13 protein-coding genes are annotated in these 16,303 nt (G+C 70.3%); 6 read left to right on the forward strand and 7 right to left on the reverse strand.

Going from position 1 to position 16,303, the window contains the following annotated elements:
• Positions 1 to 4 precede the first annotated feature (4 nt).
• Genes HMPREF3014_RS05850 through HMPREF3014_RS05860 form a run of 3 tightly spaced genes read left to right on the forward strand, consistent with a single transcriptional unit; the run spans position 5 to position 3,206 of the window.
• Positions 5 to 913, forward strand: a complete 909-nt coding sequence (locus HMPREF3014_RS05850; RefSeq protein ID WP_003112442.1) for an efflux RND transporter periplasmic adaptor subunit — start codon at positions 5 to 7, stop codon at positions 911 to 913.
• Positions 913 to 2,952, forward strand: coding sequence for an FUSC family protein (locus tag HMPREF3014_RS05855; protein WP_023087652.1), 2,040 nt, complete (start codon positions 913 to 915; stop codon positions 2,950 to 2,952). The genes HMPREF3014_RS05850 and HMPREF3014_RS05855 overlap by 1 nt, the downstream gene beginning before the upstream one ends.
• A complete protein-coding gene (locus HMPREF3014_RS05860) occupies positions 2,949 to 3,206 on the forward strand; it encodes a DUF2790 domain-containing protein (RefSeq protein WP_003107483.1) in 258 nt (85 codons plus the stop codon). The genes HMPREF3014_RS05855 and HMPREF3014_RS05860 overlap by 4 nt, the downstream gene beginning before the upstream one ends.
• A gap of 21 nt (positions 3,207 to 3,227) precedes the next feature.
• Here the strand turns inward: HMPREF3014_RS05860 and HMPREF3014_RS05865 are convergent, their stop codons facing one another.
• Positions 3,228 to 3,731, reverse strand: coding sequence for a thioredoxin family protein (locus tag HMPREF3014_RS05865; RefSeq protein ID WP_003086710.1), 504 nt, complete (start codon positions 3,729 to 3,731; stop codon positions 3,228 to 3,230).
• A 191-nt stretch (positions 3,732 to 3,922) separates the two neighbouring features.
• On the opposite strand from HMPREF3014_RS05865, the gene HMPREF3014_RS05870 reads away from it, so the two are divergent.
• Positions 3,923 to 4,705 carry an AraC family transcriptional regulator gene (locus tag HMPREF3014_RS05870; protein WP_023087651.1) on the forward strand — a complete coding sequence of 261 codons (783 nt, stop codon included), beginning with the start codon at positions 3,923 to 3,925 and terminating at the stop codon, positions 4,703 to 4,705.
• Between the two features lie 2 nt (positions 4,706 to 4,707).
• On the opposite strand, the gene HMPREF3014_RS05875 is transcribed toward HMPREF3014_RS05870, so the two are convergent.
• The 5 genes from HMPREF3014_RS05875 to HMPREF3014_RS05895 all read right to left on the reverse strand — a co-directional run bounded on the left by HMPREF3014_RS05875 (position 4,708) and on the right by HMPREF3014_RS05895 (position 10,926).
• Complete coding sequence (locus HMPREF3014_RS05875) at positions 4,708 to 6,219, reverse strand: MDR family MFS transporter (protein WP_003082523.1); 1,512 nt, start codon at positions 6,217 to 6,219, stop codon at positions 4,708 to 4,710.
• Entirely contained in the window at positions 6,209 to 7,360 is a 1,152-nt protein-coding gene (locus tag HMPREF3014_RS05880; RefSeq protein WP_016561669.1) for an HlyD family secretion protein, read from the reverse strand. Before HMPREF3014_RS05880 ends, HMPREF3014_RS05875 begins: the two co-directional genes overlap by 11 nt.
• Positions 7,357 to 8,805: an efflux transporter outer membrane subunit gene (locus HMPREF3014_RS05885; protein WP_023087954.1), complete on the reverse strand. Its 1,449-nt coding sequence runs from the start codon at positions 8,803 to 8,805 to the stop codon at positions 7,357 to 7,359. Before HMPREF3014_RS05885 ends, HMPREF3014_RS05880 begins: the two co-directional genes overlap by 4 nt.
• 382 nt (positions 8,806 to 9,187) lie before the next feature.
• Positions 9,188 to 10,072, reverse strand: a complete 885-nt coding sequence (locus HMPREF3014_RS05890) for an alpha/beta hydrolase family protein (protein ID WP_023087648.1) — start codon at positions 10,070 to 10,072, stop codon at positions 9,188 to 9,190.
• Between the two features lie 56 nt (positions 10,073 to 10,128).
• Positions 10,129 to 10,926, reverse strand: coding sequence for a crotonase/enoyl-CoA hydratase family protein (locus tag HMPREF3014_RS05895; RefSeq protein ID WP_009876100.1), 798 nt, complete (start codon positions 10,924 to 10,926; stop codon positions 10,129 to 10,131).
• A gap of 164 nt (positions 10,927 to 11,090) precedes the next feature.
• On the opposite strand from HMPREF3014_RS05895, the gene HMPREF3014_RS05900 reads away from it, so the two are divergent.
• Together HMPREF3014_RS05900 and HMPREF3014_RS05905 are read left to right on the forward strand one after the other, a co-directional pair.
• Positions 11,091 to 11,651, forward strand: coding sequence for a TetR/AcrR family transcriptional regulator (locus HMPREF3014_RS05900; protein WP_003086720.1), 561 nt, complete (start codon positions 11,091 to 11,093; stop codon positions 11,649 to 11,651).
• Positions 11,652 to 11,730: 79 nt separating this feature from the next.
• Positions 11,731 to 13,503, forward strand: a complete 1,773-nt coding sequence (locus HMPREF3014_RS05905; protein WP_003086721.1) for a S8/S53 family peptidase — start codon at positions 11,731 to 11,733, stop codon at positions 13,501 to 13,503.
• 22 nt (positions 13,504 to 13,525) lie between these two features.
• Here HMPREF3014_RS05905 and HMPREF3014_RS05910 read toward each other — a convergent pair whose 3' ends face one another.
• Positions 13,526 to 16,102, reverse strand: coding sequence for a PAS domain-containing protein (locus HMPREF3014_RS05910; RefSeq protein ID WP_023087647.1), 2,577 nt, complete (start codon positions 16,100 to 16,102; stop codon positions 13,526 to 13,528).
• Positions 16,103 to 16,303 lie beyond the last annotated feature (201 nt).

Raw genomic sequence — 16,303 nt, forward strand, 5'->3', positions numbered from 1 at the left:
CCCCATGTCCATCGTTCGTCTTTCCAAGGTGGCTGCGACCTTCGCCTGCGGCCTGCTCGCCCTGTGCCTGGCGTTGCAGTTGTGGCAAGCCTACGTGCTGGCGCCCTGGACCCGCGACGGGCGGGTCAGCGCGCAGGTGATCCGCATCGCGCCGGAAGTCTCCGGCAGCGTCGAGGCGGTGTTCGTCGCAGATAACCAGCGGGTGGCCCGCGGCGATCCGCTGTACCGCATCGATCCGCGCAGCTATCGCCTGGCCGTGCGCCAGCGCGAGGCGGAGCTGGAGCAGGCGCGGGAAACCCTGCGCCAACGTGACGAGCAATGGCGCCGACGCATGCAGTTGGCCGGCGCGGTTTCGCGCGAGGAGGTCGCCAACGCCGGTCGCGCCCTGCGTATCGCCCGCGCCCGCGCCGAGGCCGCCGGGGCGGCGCTCGACCAGGCGCGGCTGGACCTGCGGCGCAGCGAGTTGCGCTCGCCGGTGGACGGCTATGTGACGCAGTTGCGCGTGCAGCCCGGCGATTACGCGGCGGCGGGCCGGACCAACATCTTCATCGTCGATCGGCGAAGCTTCTGGGTCACCGGCTATTTCGAGGAAACCAAGCTGCGCAATGTACAGGTCGGCGCGCCGGCGACGATCAAGCTGATGGGGTTCGATCCGCTGCTCGACGGCCATGTCGCGAGCATCGGTCGCGGTGTCGCCGACCTCAACGAAAGCCGTGCCGACAGCGGCCTGCCGCAGGTCAGCCCGAACTTCAGCTGGATACGCCTGGCGCAGCGCGTGCCGGTGCGCATCGAACTCGACCGGGTACCGGCGGGCGTGGTGCTTGCCGCCGGCATGACCGGCAGTGTCGAGGTGCTGCAGGCGGGGACCGCGCGGCACTGGCGGCTGACCCGCTGGTTGCAGGAGTACCTTTGATGGCGGCGTCGGCGTCCGGCGGGCGCGATTGGTACGCGGCGTTGCCGTTGCCCTGGCGGACCGACAGCCTGGACTACGTGCTGCGCAGCATCGGCGCTGCCGCTCTGGCGCTCGGCCTGGGGCTCTACCTGCAATTGGATTCGCCGTTTTCCGCGGCGTCCACTGTGCTGTTGCTGATCAATCCGGTGCAGGGAGCGGTGGTCGGCAAGGGCTGGTGGCGCGCCGTGGGTACCCTGGTCGGCACGCTCGCTGCCTTCGTCCTGACCGCGCTGTTCGCCCAGAAGATGCTGCTGTTCGTCGTCGCCCTGGGTTTCTGGCTGGGTCTCTGCGTCGGCGTCATGAGCCTGGTCCGGCACTTCTACGCCACCGCCGCGGTGGTCGCCGGCTACACCGTGTGCCTGGCGCTGGGATCGGCCATGGTCGAGCCCGAGGCGGCCTTCGAGCACATCGTCACCCGCGCCTCGGCGGTAATCGTCGGGGTCTGCTGCCTGAGCCTGGTGACCGTGCTCTTCAGCCGCAGGACCGTGTCCGGGCGGGTGCGCCAGCGTCTCGTCTCGCTCTGCGCGGCGACGCTGGCGCTGGTCGCTGCGCGGCATGCCGGTGCGGCTGACGGGGAACTGGAGCGCCGTCGCCGGACGCTGGCCGGCGAGGTCTACGCGGTAGACGACCTGCTGGGTGTCGGTCGCGCCGAGTCGCGGGCGCTGAGCGCTGCGCTCCCGGCGATCCGCGGTGGCCTGGCGGCGCTGTTTTCCACGCTGATGGAGTTCCGCTTCGCCGGCGAGACGCATTGGGCCCGGCGCTTGGCGGAGCGTGGACTGGCGCTGCCGATGGCCGACGACCTGCGCCTGCTGGGCGGCCAACTGGAGCGCGGCGAGCTCGACTTCGCCGGCGCCGCGCGACGGCTCGCGAGCTTGCGCGGTCGCCTGGCGGCGATTCGGCGCGGACTTCCGACAGACCAAGCGGATGCCTGTCGCGAAGGGCTGTTCATGGAGCGTCTCGACGAGCAACTGGATGACCTGCAGGCCGCCCTGCGGGGGTTCGCCCGGCTCGACGGCCGGGCCCGCGCCGACGTCCGCCCAGCGGCCTTCCATCGACATTACCGCGAGGCCTTGCGCAACGGCGCGCGAGCCTGGCTGGCGATGCTGGTCGGCGGCGCCCTGTGGTTCCTCAGCGGGTGGGACCAGGGGCCGACCCTGCTGGCGGTGCTCGGCCCCTACTGCACGCTGCTGGCAGCCTCGCCCTTTCCCGCCGAGGGCACGCGCAATTTCATTCGCGGCACGCTCTACGCGATACCTGCCGCATTGCTCTGCAAATTCCTTCTGCTACCGCTGATCAACGGTTTTCCATTGCTGCTGCTGTGCCTCGCCTTCTTCTGGTCGTTCGGTATCCAGGCCACCACAGTGCCCAGGCGGGCGTTGCAGGGAATCGCCTACCTGATCGCCTTCAACACCCTGGTCGCCACCGGCAATCTCGCCCGCTTCGATTTCGGCGACTTCGCCAACCAGTCCTGCGCCTGGGTGCTGGCGCTCTGCATCAGCCTGCTGGTCTACCGCCTGCTGCCGAAGGACCTGGAACGGCATTCGGCGTCGCTGCTCGACCATCTGCGCCGCGAGACCCTCGCCTTGCTGCGTCGTCGCGCCGGTTTCGACGCGCATGCCTGGCAGGCCCGCCAGCAGCATCGCATCGCCCAGTTGGGCGCGCTGCATGGCATGGAACATCCGCGCAGCGCGCTGGCCCTGCGCCTGGGCTTCGTATCCCTGCAACTCGGCCGCGAGTCGCGGCGCCTGTGGCGCGCCCTGGCCGGGCTCGACCCGGCCGCCGCGGAGGCGCGGTGGATCGAGCGCGCACTGCGAGCCATCGCCGTCCGCCATCGCGATCCGCCGCTCGCCGCGCGGCACGCACGCCGTGCCGGCGCCCGCCTGGCGGCCGCCGGCGAGTGGCGCCTGGCCGCGATCCTCACCGACCTCGCCTGGTTGCTTCGGGCCTATTCGCAAAGCGTCTCGTCCGACGGGGCGCAGCATGGAGAAAAGACCTCATGAAAACCTCGTTCTTGCTGGCCTTGCTGCTGTCCTGCTGGTCCCAGGTCCAGGCGGCGGACGACGACGGGAAAGAGTTGCCGCCGATCGAGCGCTACGACTACGGCATGCCGCTGGACATCGAGCGGGTGCTTTCCGTCACGCCGGTGCCGGCCACCTGTGGCGTGGTGCCGCTGGTGATGCTCTACCGCGACAGCGCCGGACGCCTACATCGCTTGCAGTACCGAGGCCTTGGCGCGGGCTGTTCGCGGCACTGAGAAGCGGGCGCAGGCGCTGTCTCAGCGCGCCGCGCCTTCGATGATCGCCAGGACGTCGCCGATGGCGTGCTCCAGGTAGTCGCCCGCCTTGTACGCCGCAAGCGCCTGCGGACCGCCGTCGAGCACCGCCTGCGGCCGTTCGACGAAGCGTCCGAGCAGGTTGAACTCCTCGTCCAGCACCAGTACCAGCGGAATCGGGATTCGCTCCAGCGCCAGGCGCTGGCGCAGGTCGTCCTCGGCGCGGCCCTTGGAAATGATCGCCAGCTCGATGTTCGGTTGCAGGCGCTGCGCGAAGTCCAGCGCGGCCAGGTTGATCTGGCAGTCCGGGCACCACATTTCCCCGGCGACCAGCAGGCGATAGCGCCGTTCGATGCGTTGCAGGCGTTCCGTCAGCGCGCTCGGCAGCCCGTTGCTTTCCAGCTTCTGCCGGAACCGCGCGACCGCGCCCTGTTCCGTGGCCAGGCCATGGCCGACGAAGGCGGCGAAGTCTTCTCCGATATCGAACAGTTCCGCGTAAGAGGCCATGCTGGTTTCGCTCCTGTACTTGGGGAGGGATGGCGCGGCGGATACGCCAGGCAGTCGCGCCACGCCGGGGCGGCCAGGGTAGCGCGCTCGCCGCGTCGCGGCGAGCGCCGGCGTGCTTCGCCGGGACTGGTCGTTAGCATGGCGCGGCTGGTAAAAAGACAGCGCCCCCACTGCCCGCCAAGGCCCGCCCGATGCTGATCGACCTGCCTTCCACCCGTCCGGTCTTCGCCTATGCCCAGGATTATCTCCACGGCGAGCGCGTCGAGCTGCACCGGCATTCGCGCGCGCAATTGATCCATGCGCTCAGCGGGGTGGTCACGGTCGGCACCGCCGAGGGCACCTGGGTGGTGCCGCCGGGACGCGGTGTCTGGTTGCCGGCCGGTATCGAGCATGCCCTGCGTTTCGCCGGCCAGGTGCGCATGCGCACCTTGTTCATCGCCCCGCAGGCGCGCCACGACCTACCGCGGGACTGCCGGGTGGTGGACGTGCCGCCGTTGCTGCGGCAATTGATCGTCGCGGCGATGCGGATCGCCCCGGACTACCCGCCGGGTGGCCGCGACGAGCGGGTGATGGAGCTGATCCTCGATGAACTGCGGGTGCTGCCGATCCTCGCCCTGCACGTGCCACAGCCGGTCGATCCGCGACTGGCGGCGCTGTGCCGCAGCCTGCGCGCCGACCCGGCCGCCGACTGGAGCCTGGGCGATGCCGCGCGTCGCCTGGGCGTCAGCCCGCGGACCCTGACCCGCGCCTTCCAGCGCGAAACCGGTCTCAGCTTCGTCCAGTGGCTGCGGCGCACGCGCCTGCTCGCCAGCCTCGATGCGCTGGCGGCAGGGCACTCGATCCTCGAGGTCGCACTGGACCTCGGCTACGACAGCCAGAGCGCCTTCAGCGCCATGTTTCGCCGGACCCTGGGCGTTTCGCCGAGCCTCTATTTCGGCCGCGGCGCCGCCTACGGGGTGGCCGAGGGCGACTGAGTTCAGTCCTTCTGGCGCAGCATCAGCGAGGCCAGGGCGCAGGCCAGGAGCGCCACGCAGGAAAGGTAGAAGGCGTCGGAGTAGGCCATCAGGTAGGCCTGCTGGCGCACCCCGTGGTCGAGCAGGGCCAGCGCCTGCTGCTGCTCCGGCAGTTGTATCCGCACCTGGCCACCGCCCAGGCGCTGCTGCAGGGCGCCGTCGAAGATCGTCAGGGTCTCGCCGATCCGCTCGGAGTGGAAGCGCTCGCGCAGCGAGACCAGTTGCGTCAGCAGCGCGGTGCCGATCGCGCCGCCGAGGTTGCGCAGCATCGAGATCAGCGCCGAGGCCGAGCCGGCCTGGGCCTTGTCCAGGCCCTTCACCGCCAGTACCGAGAGCGCGACCATGATCAGCGGCTGGCCGATGCCGCGCACGACGATGGAGGGGATGATCACGTTGCGTCCCGCGTCGGCGTTCAGGTGCGCGCCCATCCAGCAGCCCAGGGCCATGATCGCGAAGCCGCCGGCCACCAGCAGCTTGGGGTTCAGCCAGCGCATCAGGCGCGGCAGCAGCGGCGCCAGGAGCAGTTGCACGAGGCCGTAGAGGATCAGGCTGTCGCCGATCTGCCGGGCGTTGAAACCCTGCAACTGGGACAGGTAGTTGGGCACCAGGAACACCAGGCCGAAGGTCGCCGCGCCGAACACCGCCATCGCCAGGCTGGACACGCCGAAGTTGTAGCTGCCCAGCAGGCGCAGGTTGATGAACGGCCGCGCGCCCCACAGTTGGCGCTGTACGAAGAGCAGCAGGGCGAGCACGGCGAGGACGGCGAAGGTGCGGATGAAGCCGGACTCGAACCAGTCGCGGCGGCCACCTTCCTCCAGCACTATCTGCAGCGCGCCGAGGCCGGCGACCATCGCGCCGATGCCGAGCCAGTCGGCCTGGCGCAGGCGTTCGCGGTCGCCGTCGCGGGGGCGGATCGACCAGGCCACCGCGGCCAGCAGGGCGATCCCCGGCAACAGTTGCAGGAGAAAGATCCAGCGCCAGGAATAGGCATCCGCCAGCCAGCCGCCGATCGACGGGCCGGCGGCCTGGGCCACGCTGTTGGAAAGGCTGAACAGCGCCATGCCGAGGGGTATCCGGCTGGACGGCAGCTCGGTGAGGATCAGTTGCATCGACAGCGGGATCAGCACCGCCCCCGAAGCCCCCTGGATCACCCGGATCAGGATCAGCGTCGACAGGTTCGGCGCCAGCGCGCAGCTCAGCGAACTGAGCAGGAACACCAGCGAGCCGAGGAGCATCACCCGGCGCAAGGAGAACACTTCCACCAGCCAGGCGGTAAGCGGGATCATGCTGATTTCCGCGACCAGATAGGCGGTGGAGATCCACGAGCCCTCCTCGAAGGTGGCTCCCAGCGCGCCTTCTATCTCCGGCAGCGCCGCGCTGGTGACGTGCACGTTCATGCCGGCCATGAAGCAGCCGAACAGGCCGCCGGTGACGGCGACCCAGGCACGCAGCGATACCTTGTCGTCAGCGCTCATCGGCGGAGGCTCCGTCCGGTTCGCGAGTGTCCACGGTGGCGATCACCGACATCCCCGGAAGCAGCCGGCCCCGCTCGGCGGCGTCGGCGTCCAGGCGGATACGCACCGGGAAGCGCTGGACGATCTTGGTGAAGTTGCCGGTGGCGTTGTCCGGCGGCAGCAGCGCGAATACCGCGCCGGAGGCCGGCGCCACGCTGTCGACGCGGCCGCGCCAGCGGCGGCCGAACGTGTCCACCTCCAGCTCTACCGGTTGCCCGGGACGGATGCGTTCGAGCTGGGTCTCCTTGTAGTTGGCCACCACGTAGGCCTGCTCCAGCGGCACCACCGCCAGCAGCGGCAGCCCCGGCGTGACGTACTGGCGCAGGCGCACCTTGCGCTGGCCGACGCGGCCGGCGAATGGGGCGCGGATTTCGGTATCGTCCAGGGCGTGGCGCGCCAGTTCGCGCGCCGCCGCGGCTTCCTGCAGCTCCGCCTGGCGCTGGGCGAGCGCCGCCTCCGCCTCGCGTCGCCGGCTCTTCAGTACGTCCTTGGCGGCGCGCTGGCGGCCTTCCTCGGCGCTTGCCCGCCGCGCCGCCGCCCGCGCTCGCTGGTGCGCCGCGTCGGCGTTCTCCAGGCGCTGGCGACTGGTGGCATGCTCGTCGGCCAATTGCCGGTAGCGTCGCCAGTCGGTCTCGGCGCGGCGCCATTCGGCTCGCGCCGCTTCGCCATCGGCGCGGGCGCGGCTGATCGTCTGCACCTGCTCCAGCAGTTGCCGATCGAGGGTCTCCAGCTTCGCGCGCTGGGCTTCCAGCGCCGCCTGCGCCGCCGCTTCGCGGGCCTCGGCGGCGCGCAGGCGCTGGCGGAAGTCGCGCGGGTCCAGGCGCAGCAGCAGGTCGCCGGCCTGGACGTCGGCGTCGTCGGCCACCAGCACCTCGGCGACGTAGCCGGAGACCTGCGCGCTGACCGCCACCCAGTCGGCGCGTACATAGGCATCGTCGGTGCCCTCCAGGAAGCGTCCGCTGCTCCACCACCAGGCCAGCAGGGCGGCGAGCGCGATGGCGCCGGCGAGGCCGCCCAGCAGCCAGGTTCGGCGCCGGCGCGTGGCTGCTGGCATGGTTTCGCCAGTGGTGTGTTCGATGGGTTCCCTGATTGCCTGGTTCATTGTCCGTTATCCTGGTGGGAGGGGCTGGGAGCGGCTTGCCAGCCGCCGCCGAGAGCCCGGAACAGTTCGACCTGGCGCTCGGCGACGCGCATCTCGGCGTCGACCAGGCGCGCCCGGTCGGCGACCAGGCTGCGTTGGCTGTCGAGCAGCTCGAGGGCATCGAGGGCGCCGGCGCGATAGTTGCTGCGCGCCAACCGGTAGGCGTGGCGCTGCTCGTCGAGGGCACGCTGGAGGTCGGCACGCCGCTGGCGCTCGCCGGCATACAGCGCCAGGGCACGCTCGACCTCGCGCAGGGCGCCGAGCACCGCTCCGTCGAAGCGCGCCAGGGCGGCGTCGCGCTCTGCCGCTGCGCTGTCCAGGCGGCCTCGCGCGCTTTCCCGGTTGGGGAAGCGCCAGCTCAGCAGCGGGCCGGCCGCGTAGGCCAGCGCGCCGCTGCCGCCGAGGCCGGCGAGGGTCACTGCGGAGGTCTCGGCGCCGACGGCGAAGCTGATGCGCGGGTACAGCTCGGCTTCGGCCAGCGCGCGCCGGGCGTCGGCGGCGGCGAGCCGGCGCTCGGCCGCGCGGACGTCCGGGCGGCGCGCCAGCAGGCTCCAGCCGTCGCCGGTGGGCAGGGCACGGCGCAGTTGCGGTATGCCGGCGCAGGTCGCGGCAGGAGCGTCCAACTGGCGCGGCGAGCGCCCGCTGAGCAGCGCCAGTTCGTAGAGTGCCGCGCGCCGCCGCGCCTCGAGCATCGGCAGCGCGGCGCGGGTCCGCTCGCGCAAGGCCAGCAGCCGGCGTCGCTGCAGCTCGCTGGAAAGGCCGGCGGCGAGCTGGCGTTCGCTCAGCGCCAGGCTCGCGTCGAGCAGGCCGACCGATCGGCGTTGTACCTCTGCCCGTCGCGCCAGGGCGCAGGCGCGGACGTAGGCGAGGGTGGTCTGGCTGGCCACGCTGACCCTGAGCAGGTCGCGCGCCGCTTGCGCCGCTTCGGCATCCGCCTTCGCCGCGGCGATGCGGGCGCGGACTTCGCCCCACAGGTCCAACTGGTAGGACAGGTCGAGGCGGGCGGTGTGTTTCCACTGGCTGCGTACGTCCTCGTCGGTGGCTTCGGCGAGGGTCTGGTCGTCGCCGTCGCGCCCATACTGGTAGCCATAGCCGACCTCGGTCCGTGGCCAGCGTTCGCCCTGTGCGCCGCGCAGATGGCCGAGGAGCGCGCGGGCATGGGCATCGGCCGCCGCCAGGTCGCGGTTGTGGCGCAGCGCGGCGGCCACCAGGCGGTTCAGCCCAGGGTCCTGATAGAGCGTCCACCACTGGGCGGGCGGCGCGTCGCCGCGGGTTCCCGCCACCCTCGACAGGCCAGGGTCGAGGCTTTCCGCGCGTGGCGCGGGTTGGTTGCGGTTCGCGCAGCCCAGCGCGGTGGAGATCCCCAGCGCCAGCGCCACGCAACGCAGATGACTGGCAAGCGGCATTGCCCTGCTCCCGTGTCTGAAAGAGCGGGGAACGGTAAGGCAGGCGCGGGCGGCCTGCGCCGGCAAAAGCGCCAGTCATCGTCGCGAAATGGACAGTCGGCGGATTTTTCAGCGTTGTCGCATCAGGTACGGGCCGCAGCCCAGGGCCAGCAGCCCGGCCGGGATGGCCAGCAGGGAGATGCGGGCGATCTGCCGGGAGTAGCGGTTCACCCCGGCAAAGCTGTCGGCCTTGGTGGCGGTCTCCCGGCGAAACCCCGGTCGCGGCTTTCGGCGCGGCTGCGTTCGAGAAGGAACTCCACGGCGACCACGCCCAGCCAGAATGCGACGGCGAACAGGCGAAGGGACAACGGCAACGGGTGCATGGCGCGCTCTCGCTGGTCTTTCAGGCGTTCTCCGGATGCCGTCTCAGCCAGCGCAGGGCGTCGTCCCACAGCGCCTCTGCACCGGCGCGGAAGTAGCCCATGTGTCCGAGCGGCCCACCGTCGGGTCGCAGGTCGAGGGTTTCCAGCGGTGCGTTGCGGTAGGCCTCGACGAAGGCGTCCCGCGAGCGCGGCGGTGCCCAGGGATCGTCCAGGGCGGTGGCGAACAGACAGGGCGTGCGCACTGCGGCGTAGCGCTGGTGGAGGTGGCGCATCGCCGGGTCGTCGAAATAGTAGCGGGGATGGCGGCACCAGCGCTTCCAGTCGCGGTAGACCCCCAGCGGCAGGTCGTCGCCCATGCCCAGCAGGCTCCAGGCCATGTAGCCTTTCCAGGCCACCAGCGGCGGCAGCACCAGGGTCCACAGCAGGCGCACCTTGAGCGCTTCGCGGCGCGACATCCAGCCGCTCCAGCCGGCGCCGCTGCCGAAGCTGTAGCAGGCGGCGAGCCGCCCATGGTCGGGCAGCAGGCCGATGGCGTGGCCGCCGAAGGAGTGGCCGGCCCAGTACAGCGGCCGCTCCTCCCGGCCGAGCAGCTCGACGGCGGCGGCGAGGTCCCGGTAGGCCCAGTCCAGGTAGGACATGGCGAAGCCCTTCAGGCTTGCCGGCGCGGATTCGCCGATGCCGCGATAGTCCAGGGTGAGTACGTCGAAGCCCTGGCGCGCGGCGTGTTCGGCGAAACGCCGGTAGAAGCGCTGGGCGACGCCCGTCGCGCCGGCCACCAGCAGGTTGCCATGGGCGTGGCCCGGCGCGTGGTAGCGGTAGGCGGACAGCGGATAGCCGTCGGTCGCGGGCAGGGCCAGGCGTTCCATCCGCACCGGCGCTGCGGAATGTTGAGTCAACGAAGTCATGTCGGTTTCCGCAGGAGAGATGGAGCGGAGCGACCGGGGGTCGACCCGCAGGGGAGCTAGCGGCCTTTGAACGCCGGCGCGCGCTTTTGCACCATCGCCAGCACGCCCTCGCGGACGTCCTCGCTGCCGATCAACGCGGCCAGCGACTCGTTGACCCGCGACAGCGCCGCATCGTCCCCCTCGTCGCGCCCCTGGAACGCCGATTGCAGCGCGGCGCGCACCGCCAGCGGCGCGGCCCGGGCGATCCGCTCGGCGTATTCGAGGGCCCGTGCCAGTTCCTCGCCGGGTTCCACCACCTCGGTGAGCAGGCGCATGCGCAGGGCTTCGTCGGCATCGAACTCATCGCCGGTGAGGATGTAGCGCATGGCGTCGGTCCAGCCCGCCGCGCGCGGGAAGCGCACGGTGGATCCGCCCAGCGGCGGGATGCCGCGTAGCACCTCCAGATGGGCGAAGCGCGTGCCGCGCGCGGCCACCGTGATGTCGGCATTGAGCATTAGCTCTATCCCGGCGGTCCAGCAGGTGCCTTGCACCGCGACCACCAGCGGCTTGCTCCGACGCGGCTGGACCACGCCCCAGGGATCGACGCCGCCGTCCGGATAGCGGAAACCGCTGGCGGCGAGCTTCGGTGCCAGTTCCATCAGGTCGAGCCCGGCGGTGAAGTGCTCGCCATGGGCGAAGAGCACGGCACAGCGGGATTCCTCGCTGCGCTCGTATTCACCCATGGCCAGCGCCAGGTCCGCCAGCATTGCGCTGTCGAAGGCGTTGCGCTTGCCCGCGCGGTCCAGGCCGATGAGAAACAGATGACCGCGCTGCTCTCGGGTGACGCGGCCCGGGCCGCTGTTGGCTTCGCTCATGATGCCTCTCTCCTGTGCTTGGGTTGGTGGAGCGGAAACTTCTTCTAGTTACCTACCGAACATTCGGTTTGTAAAAACTAAACAAACATTCGGTAACCGTCAAATTGAGGCGCCAAGGCTTATGGCATAGAATCAACGTCTTTGATCGAGAGCAGGAACCTTCCGTGCGTCCGTTGAAAATCTCCCGCGACGAGCTTCTCCAGCGCTGCGCCGGCACCTTCCGTCGCTACGGCTACCACGGCACCACCATGGAAATGCTGTCCAGCGCCTGCGGCTTGACCAAGGCCTCGTTCTACCACCACTACCCGAACAAGGAAGCCTTGCTCCGCGACGTTCTCGAATGGACCCACCAGCGGCTCGCCGAGACGCTCTTCAGCATCGCCTACGACCCGCTGCTGACGCCCCGCGAGCGCCTGGAAAAACTCGGCCGCAAGGCCGCCCGGTTGTTCCAGGACGACAGCATCGGCTGCCTGATGGGCGTGGTCGCGGTCGACGCCAGCTATGGTCGCAGCGAGCTGATGGCGCCGATCCGCAGTTTCCTCGACGACTGGGCGCAAGCCTTCGCCCAGCTCTACCGCCCGGCCTTCGACGAGGCGCAGGCGCTGGAGCGCGGCCGGCAACTGGTGGCCGATTTCGAAGGCGCCATCCTGCTGGCGCGCATCTATGGCGAGCCGGGCTATATCGATGGCGTCACCCGGCGAGCGCTGGAGCAACTGGCGGGCTAGCCTGCGCCCGCCTTCAACCTGAACGAAGCGTTTCGCCAGGCGGTCGGAACAATAGGTCCCCGTTCCGGAAGCCGAGTCCATGCCGCTGCGCCGTGCCGTTTTCGCCATCCTTTTCGCGTCCCTGGGCAGTCCTTTGGTCGCCGCCGAAACACCCCTGCGCCTGGAGCGCCTGGAGCGCTGCGGCGATCTCCTGGCCAGCGAGCGGCAGGAGTGGTGCCTGCGCGTGCGCGGCCTGGGCGCCGGCCTGCCGCGCCTGTTGCTGGACGGCCGTGAACTGCCGGCCACCGCCCTGCGGCGCGAGGGCGACGGCCTGCGGCTCCGCCTGGACCGCCGTGGCCACGCCAGCGGTCCGCTTTGGCTGGAGCAGGGCGGGCGCAGCAGCAATCCGGTATGGCTGACCCTGAACGGCAGTCATGTGCTCGCCGCCGGTCCCGACGAGGTGGCGAAGAACATGGATGGCCTGACCACCTACGTCGACCTGGTCAGCCTGTTGATCGAGGAGAACCACGACGGTCGCCGGGAGGCCGAACGCCTGGCCGATAAATATGGCGCGCGGGTGGTCGGCGCGATACCGCCGTTGAACCTCTACCAGTTGCGCCTGCCGGCGCGCGACCTCGTCCAGCGCGACGCGCTGGTCCTCCGCATCGGCAGCGAGACCAGCGTGGACGCCGTGGTGGTGGAGGAGTCCGCGCCGGAGAAGGGCGAGGAAACCGAGGCGGCGCGCCGGCCCGTGGACAAGCCGGACAGCGACTCCGACGAGTGGGCGGCCAATCGTTTCATGGACGCGGTGAACTATTACCAGCGTCGGGTCCGCGCCCGCCAGGCGCCGCTGGAGACCCGCCCGGTGCGCATCGGGGTGATCGAGCGCGACGTCGACTTCGACGCTCCCGACTTCGCCGACTACCTCGGCCCCTGCAAGGCGCCCGCACCGCGTACCTGCCTCTACGCGCGCGATGCCGAACGTCCCGACAACCACGGTTCGACGGTCGCCGGCATCCTCGCCGCGCGCTGGGACCAGGGCGGCAACAGTGGTTTCCTGCGTGGGTTGGACCGCGCCAGCCAGGGTTTCGAAGTGATCGTCGAGCGCAATTCGGATGCTGGCATCACGGCCAACGTCGCCGCCTCGGTGAACCTGGTGGAGGATGGCGTGCGGGTGCTCAACTGGAGCTGGGGCATCCACCGCGTCGGCGCTCGCGACGTCGATGGCGACGAGGTGGATTCGCTGGTGCGCTCGGGGATCGCCATGAGCGGCTACGAGGAGTTGCTCGAGGAGTTCTTCCTCTGGCTGCGCAAGGAGCATCCGGACGTGCTGGTGGTCAACTCCGCCGGCAACGGCTCGTCCTACTCCGGTACCGACGAATACCGCCTGCCGTCCTCCTTCGTTACCGAGCAGTTGCTGGTGGTGGGCGGCCACCAGCGCAGCGAGCGCCAAGGCCTGGCGGTGGACGACCCGGCCTACGCGGTCAAGCGCAGCACCTCGAACGTCGACATGCGGGTGGATGTCACCGCCGCCGCCTGTACCCATGCCTCGACCCTGGAGCGGGACGCGCGGGGCGAGGTGCACTGCGGCACCTCCTATGCCACGCCGATGGTCGCCGGCACGGTCGCCGCCATGCTTTCCCTCAACCCGCGGCTGCGACCCGAGGAGATCCGCATGCTGCTCCGGCGCAGCGCCATGACCATCGGCGGCGACTACGATTTCGAGCCGGCCGATGCCGAGGACCTCACCGCACCGATCCTGCCCTCGGAGCGCGGCTACCGCCTGGACCACCGCGACGTCGGCCGCTCGGCGCGGCTGGACATGCAGAAAGCCCTGGACCTGGCGGTGAAGAGCCGCGAGCGCGTGCGCTGAGGCGTTCCGCCGTCCCGGGGCCTCACGGCGAGGCTTCCAGCAGCCGGGCGAGGCGTTCGGCGAGTTCGTTGTGGCGGAACGGCTTGGTCAACACCTCGAAGCCGTTGAGTTGCTCGGGCCTGAGGTTGGCGTAGCCGGTGATGACCAGCACCGGCAATTGCGGGAAGCGCTGGCGCAGTTCCTCGGCAAGCTGCACGCCGGTCTTGTCGGCCATGAGATGGTCGGTGACCAGCAGGTCGGGCGCCAGGCCGCGCTCGACCTCGCCCAGGGCTTCCTCCGCCGACGCCGCCTCGCTGACCTGGTAGCCGAGATCGCCGAGCAGCAGCGCGGTGGTGTAGCGCACCATCCTGTCGTCGTCGACCAGCAGCACGTGGGTCGGCCGCGACGCCTCCGGTGCGTCCGGGCAGCTTTCTGCGGTGGATTGCGTCTGCTCCGCGGTGATCGGCAGCCAGATGCTCACCCGGGTCCCCTTGCCGATCTCTGAGTGGATGCCCAGGCCGCCGCCGGACTGGGCGACCAGGCCCTGGACCATCGACAGGCCGAGGCCGGTGCCCTTGCCCACGCCCTTGGTGGAAAAGAACGGCTCCATGCAGCGGGCCAGCACCTCGGCGGGCATGCCTCCGCCGTTGTCGGCGACTTCCAGGCACACGTAGCGGCCGGCGCCGAGACCGTCCACCGCGCCGTCGATCACCAGGTCGGTCCGCGCGCCTATTTCCAGGCGGCCGCCTTCGCCCATGGCGTCGCGGGCGTTCACCGCGAGGTTGAGGATGGCCAGTTCGAACTGGTGCGGATCCACCACCACCGCAGGCAGGCGTTCCGGGATCTCGATGCGGACCTCGATGGTCGGGCCGAGCGAGCGCTCGATCAGGTCGTGCATGCCTTCGACCAGCTCGCGCAGGGCCACCGCCTGCGGCTTGAGGGTTTGCCGGCGGGCGAAGGTGAGCAGGCGACCGACGAGGTTCCGCGCCCGTTCGGCGGACTGTAGCGCGCCGTCGATGAGGTCGGTGGAGCGGGCGTCGTCGAGCCGCCGGCGGATCAGTTCCAGCGAGGCCATGATCGGCGTCAGCAGGTTGTTGAAGTCATGGGCGATGCCGCCGGTCAACTGGCCGACCATCTCCATCTTGCGTGCCTCGTGAAGCTGCGCCAGGGCGCTTTCGCGCTGGGCGAGCATGGTCGCGACACGTTCTTCCAGGCTTTCGTTGAGTTCGCGCAGCTCGTTCTCGGCGCGTACCCGCGCGCTGATGTCCATGCACACGCAGAGCAGGCCGCTGGCGGCATGCTGCTCGTCCACCAGCGGCGTGACCTGGTTCTGCACCCACACCGTATCGCCGTCGGGGCGAACGTAGCGGCCGCTCATCTCGAACGCCGCGCCGGTCGCTCCGCCTGGCGCCGCGGGGAGGGCGAAGTCGGCGGGGTCGAGGATGTCCTGCATGCGCAGGCCGAGCAGGGTCTCGCGCGAACGGCCGGCGATCTCGCAGTAGCGATCGTTGACCCGGGTGAAGCGCCAGTTCCGGTCGCATACCGCGATGCCCGCGCTGGCCTGGTCGAACATCGCCGCCAGTTGCGCGGAACTGGTGCGCAGCGCCAGCTCCGCGCGGGCATGGGTGAGCGAGGTCCAGGCCAGCTTGGCGGCTTCCTCCGCCAGGCGGCGCGGATCTTCGCCGAGCGCCTGCGGATGGGCGAAGTGGATCGCCAGCAGCGCCTCCAGCCGGCCGTGGCGCAGCACCGGGACGTGCAGCGTGGCGCCCAGCCCCAGGCGCGCGCGGCTCGCCGCCTCGTCGAGACTCATGCCGCGCTCCCCGGCGAGGTCTTCCCGCGCCACGCTGCGTCCGGCATGCAGTTCGCCGGACAGGGTGGCGCCGAACGCCAGGTAGCGATGCCGACCGACCGCCGAGCGGCCGTCGTGGAGATAGTCGCGATGGACCTGGAAGGTCATGCCGTCGCCGTTGTCCTCGCCGAAGAATATCCGCGACGCGCCCAGCTCCTCGCCGAGCCGGCGCAGGGCGGTGGCTTCGATCTCCAGGGGATCGGCCAGGGACGGCAGGGTCTGGCCCAGTTCCAGGAGGAACGCCTGGCGGCGTTCGAAACGCACCCGCTCGGTGGTCTCGGTGACGATGCACAGCACGCCGCCGACGGAACCGTCGGTTTCCCGCACCGCCGAATAGGACACGTCGAAATAGACCGTCTCGCCGCGTCCATGGCGTTCGATGTAGAAGGGCCGATCCTTTGCCGCGAAGGTTTCACCGGTCTCGTACACCCCGCGCAGCAGCGGTTCGAGGTCATCCCACAGCTCCCGCCAGTTCTCTATCGCCGGCCGACCGAGGGCGCGCGGATGCTTGTCGCCGATGCTCGGCGCGTAGGCATCGTTGTACAGGGCGACGAATTTCGCGCCCCAGAACAGCACGATCTGCGCCTTGGCCGGCAGCAGCGTGGCCATCGTCGTCTTCAGGCTCGCCGACCAGGCGTCCGGCGGGCCGAGGGGCGAACCGGCCGCGTCGAGGCTGAGCAACAGTTTCCCGACCGCTCCTCCGTTGGCCAGGAAGGCCGGTGGATGGTCGAGGGTGTTCGGGTCCGGTTCGATGGTGAAAGGCTGTGCCATGTCTGCGGAGTCTTGCTCGGTTCCGGTTGAGGTGGTGGGTCGTATGGAACATAGGAGGGCGGTGGGTGCGCTTGCGTTCAATCCGGCTGGGCGGGATGGCGCACGGGGGCGCTCGACCGTTACCGCGAGGCGGAGCCTGGCGACGATTTCGTACGCGGTGCCCGAGACCGCGATGGAGACCTGACGTCGGGGCGAACGACG

The sequence above is a fragment of the Pseudomonas sp. HMSC065H01 genome (assembly GCF_001815235.1).
In the GTDB taxonomy this organism is placed as follows: domain Bacteria; phylum Pseudomonadota; class Gammaproteobacteria; order Pseudomonadales; family Pseudomonadaceae; genus Pseudomonas; species Pseudomonas aeruginosa.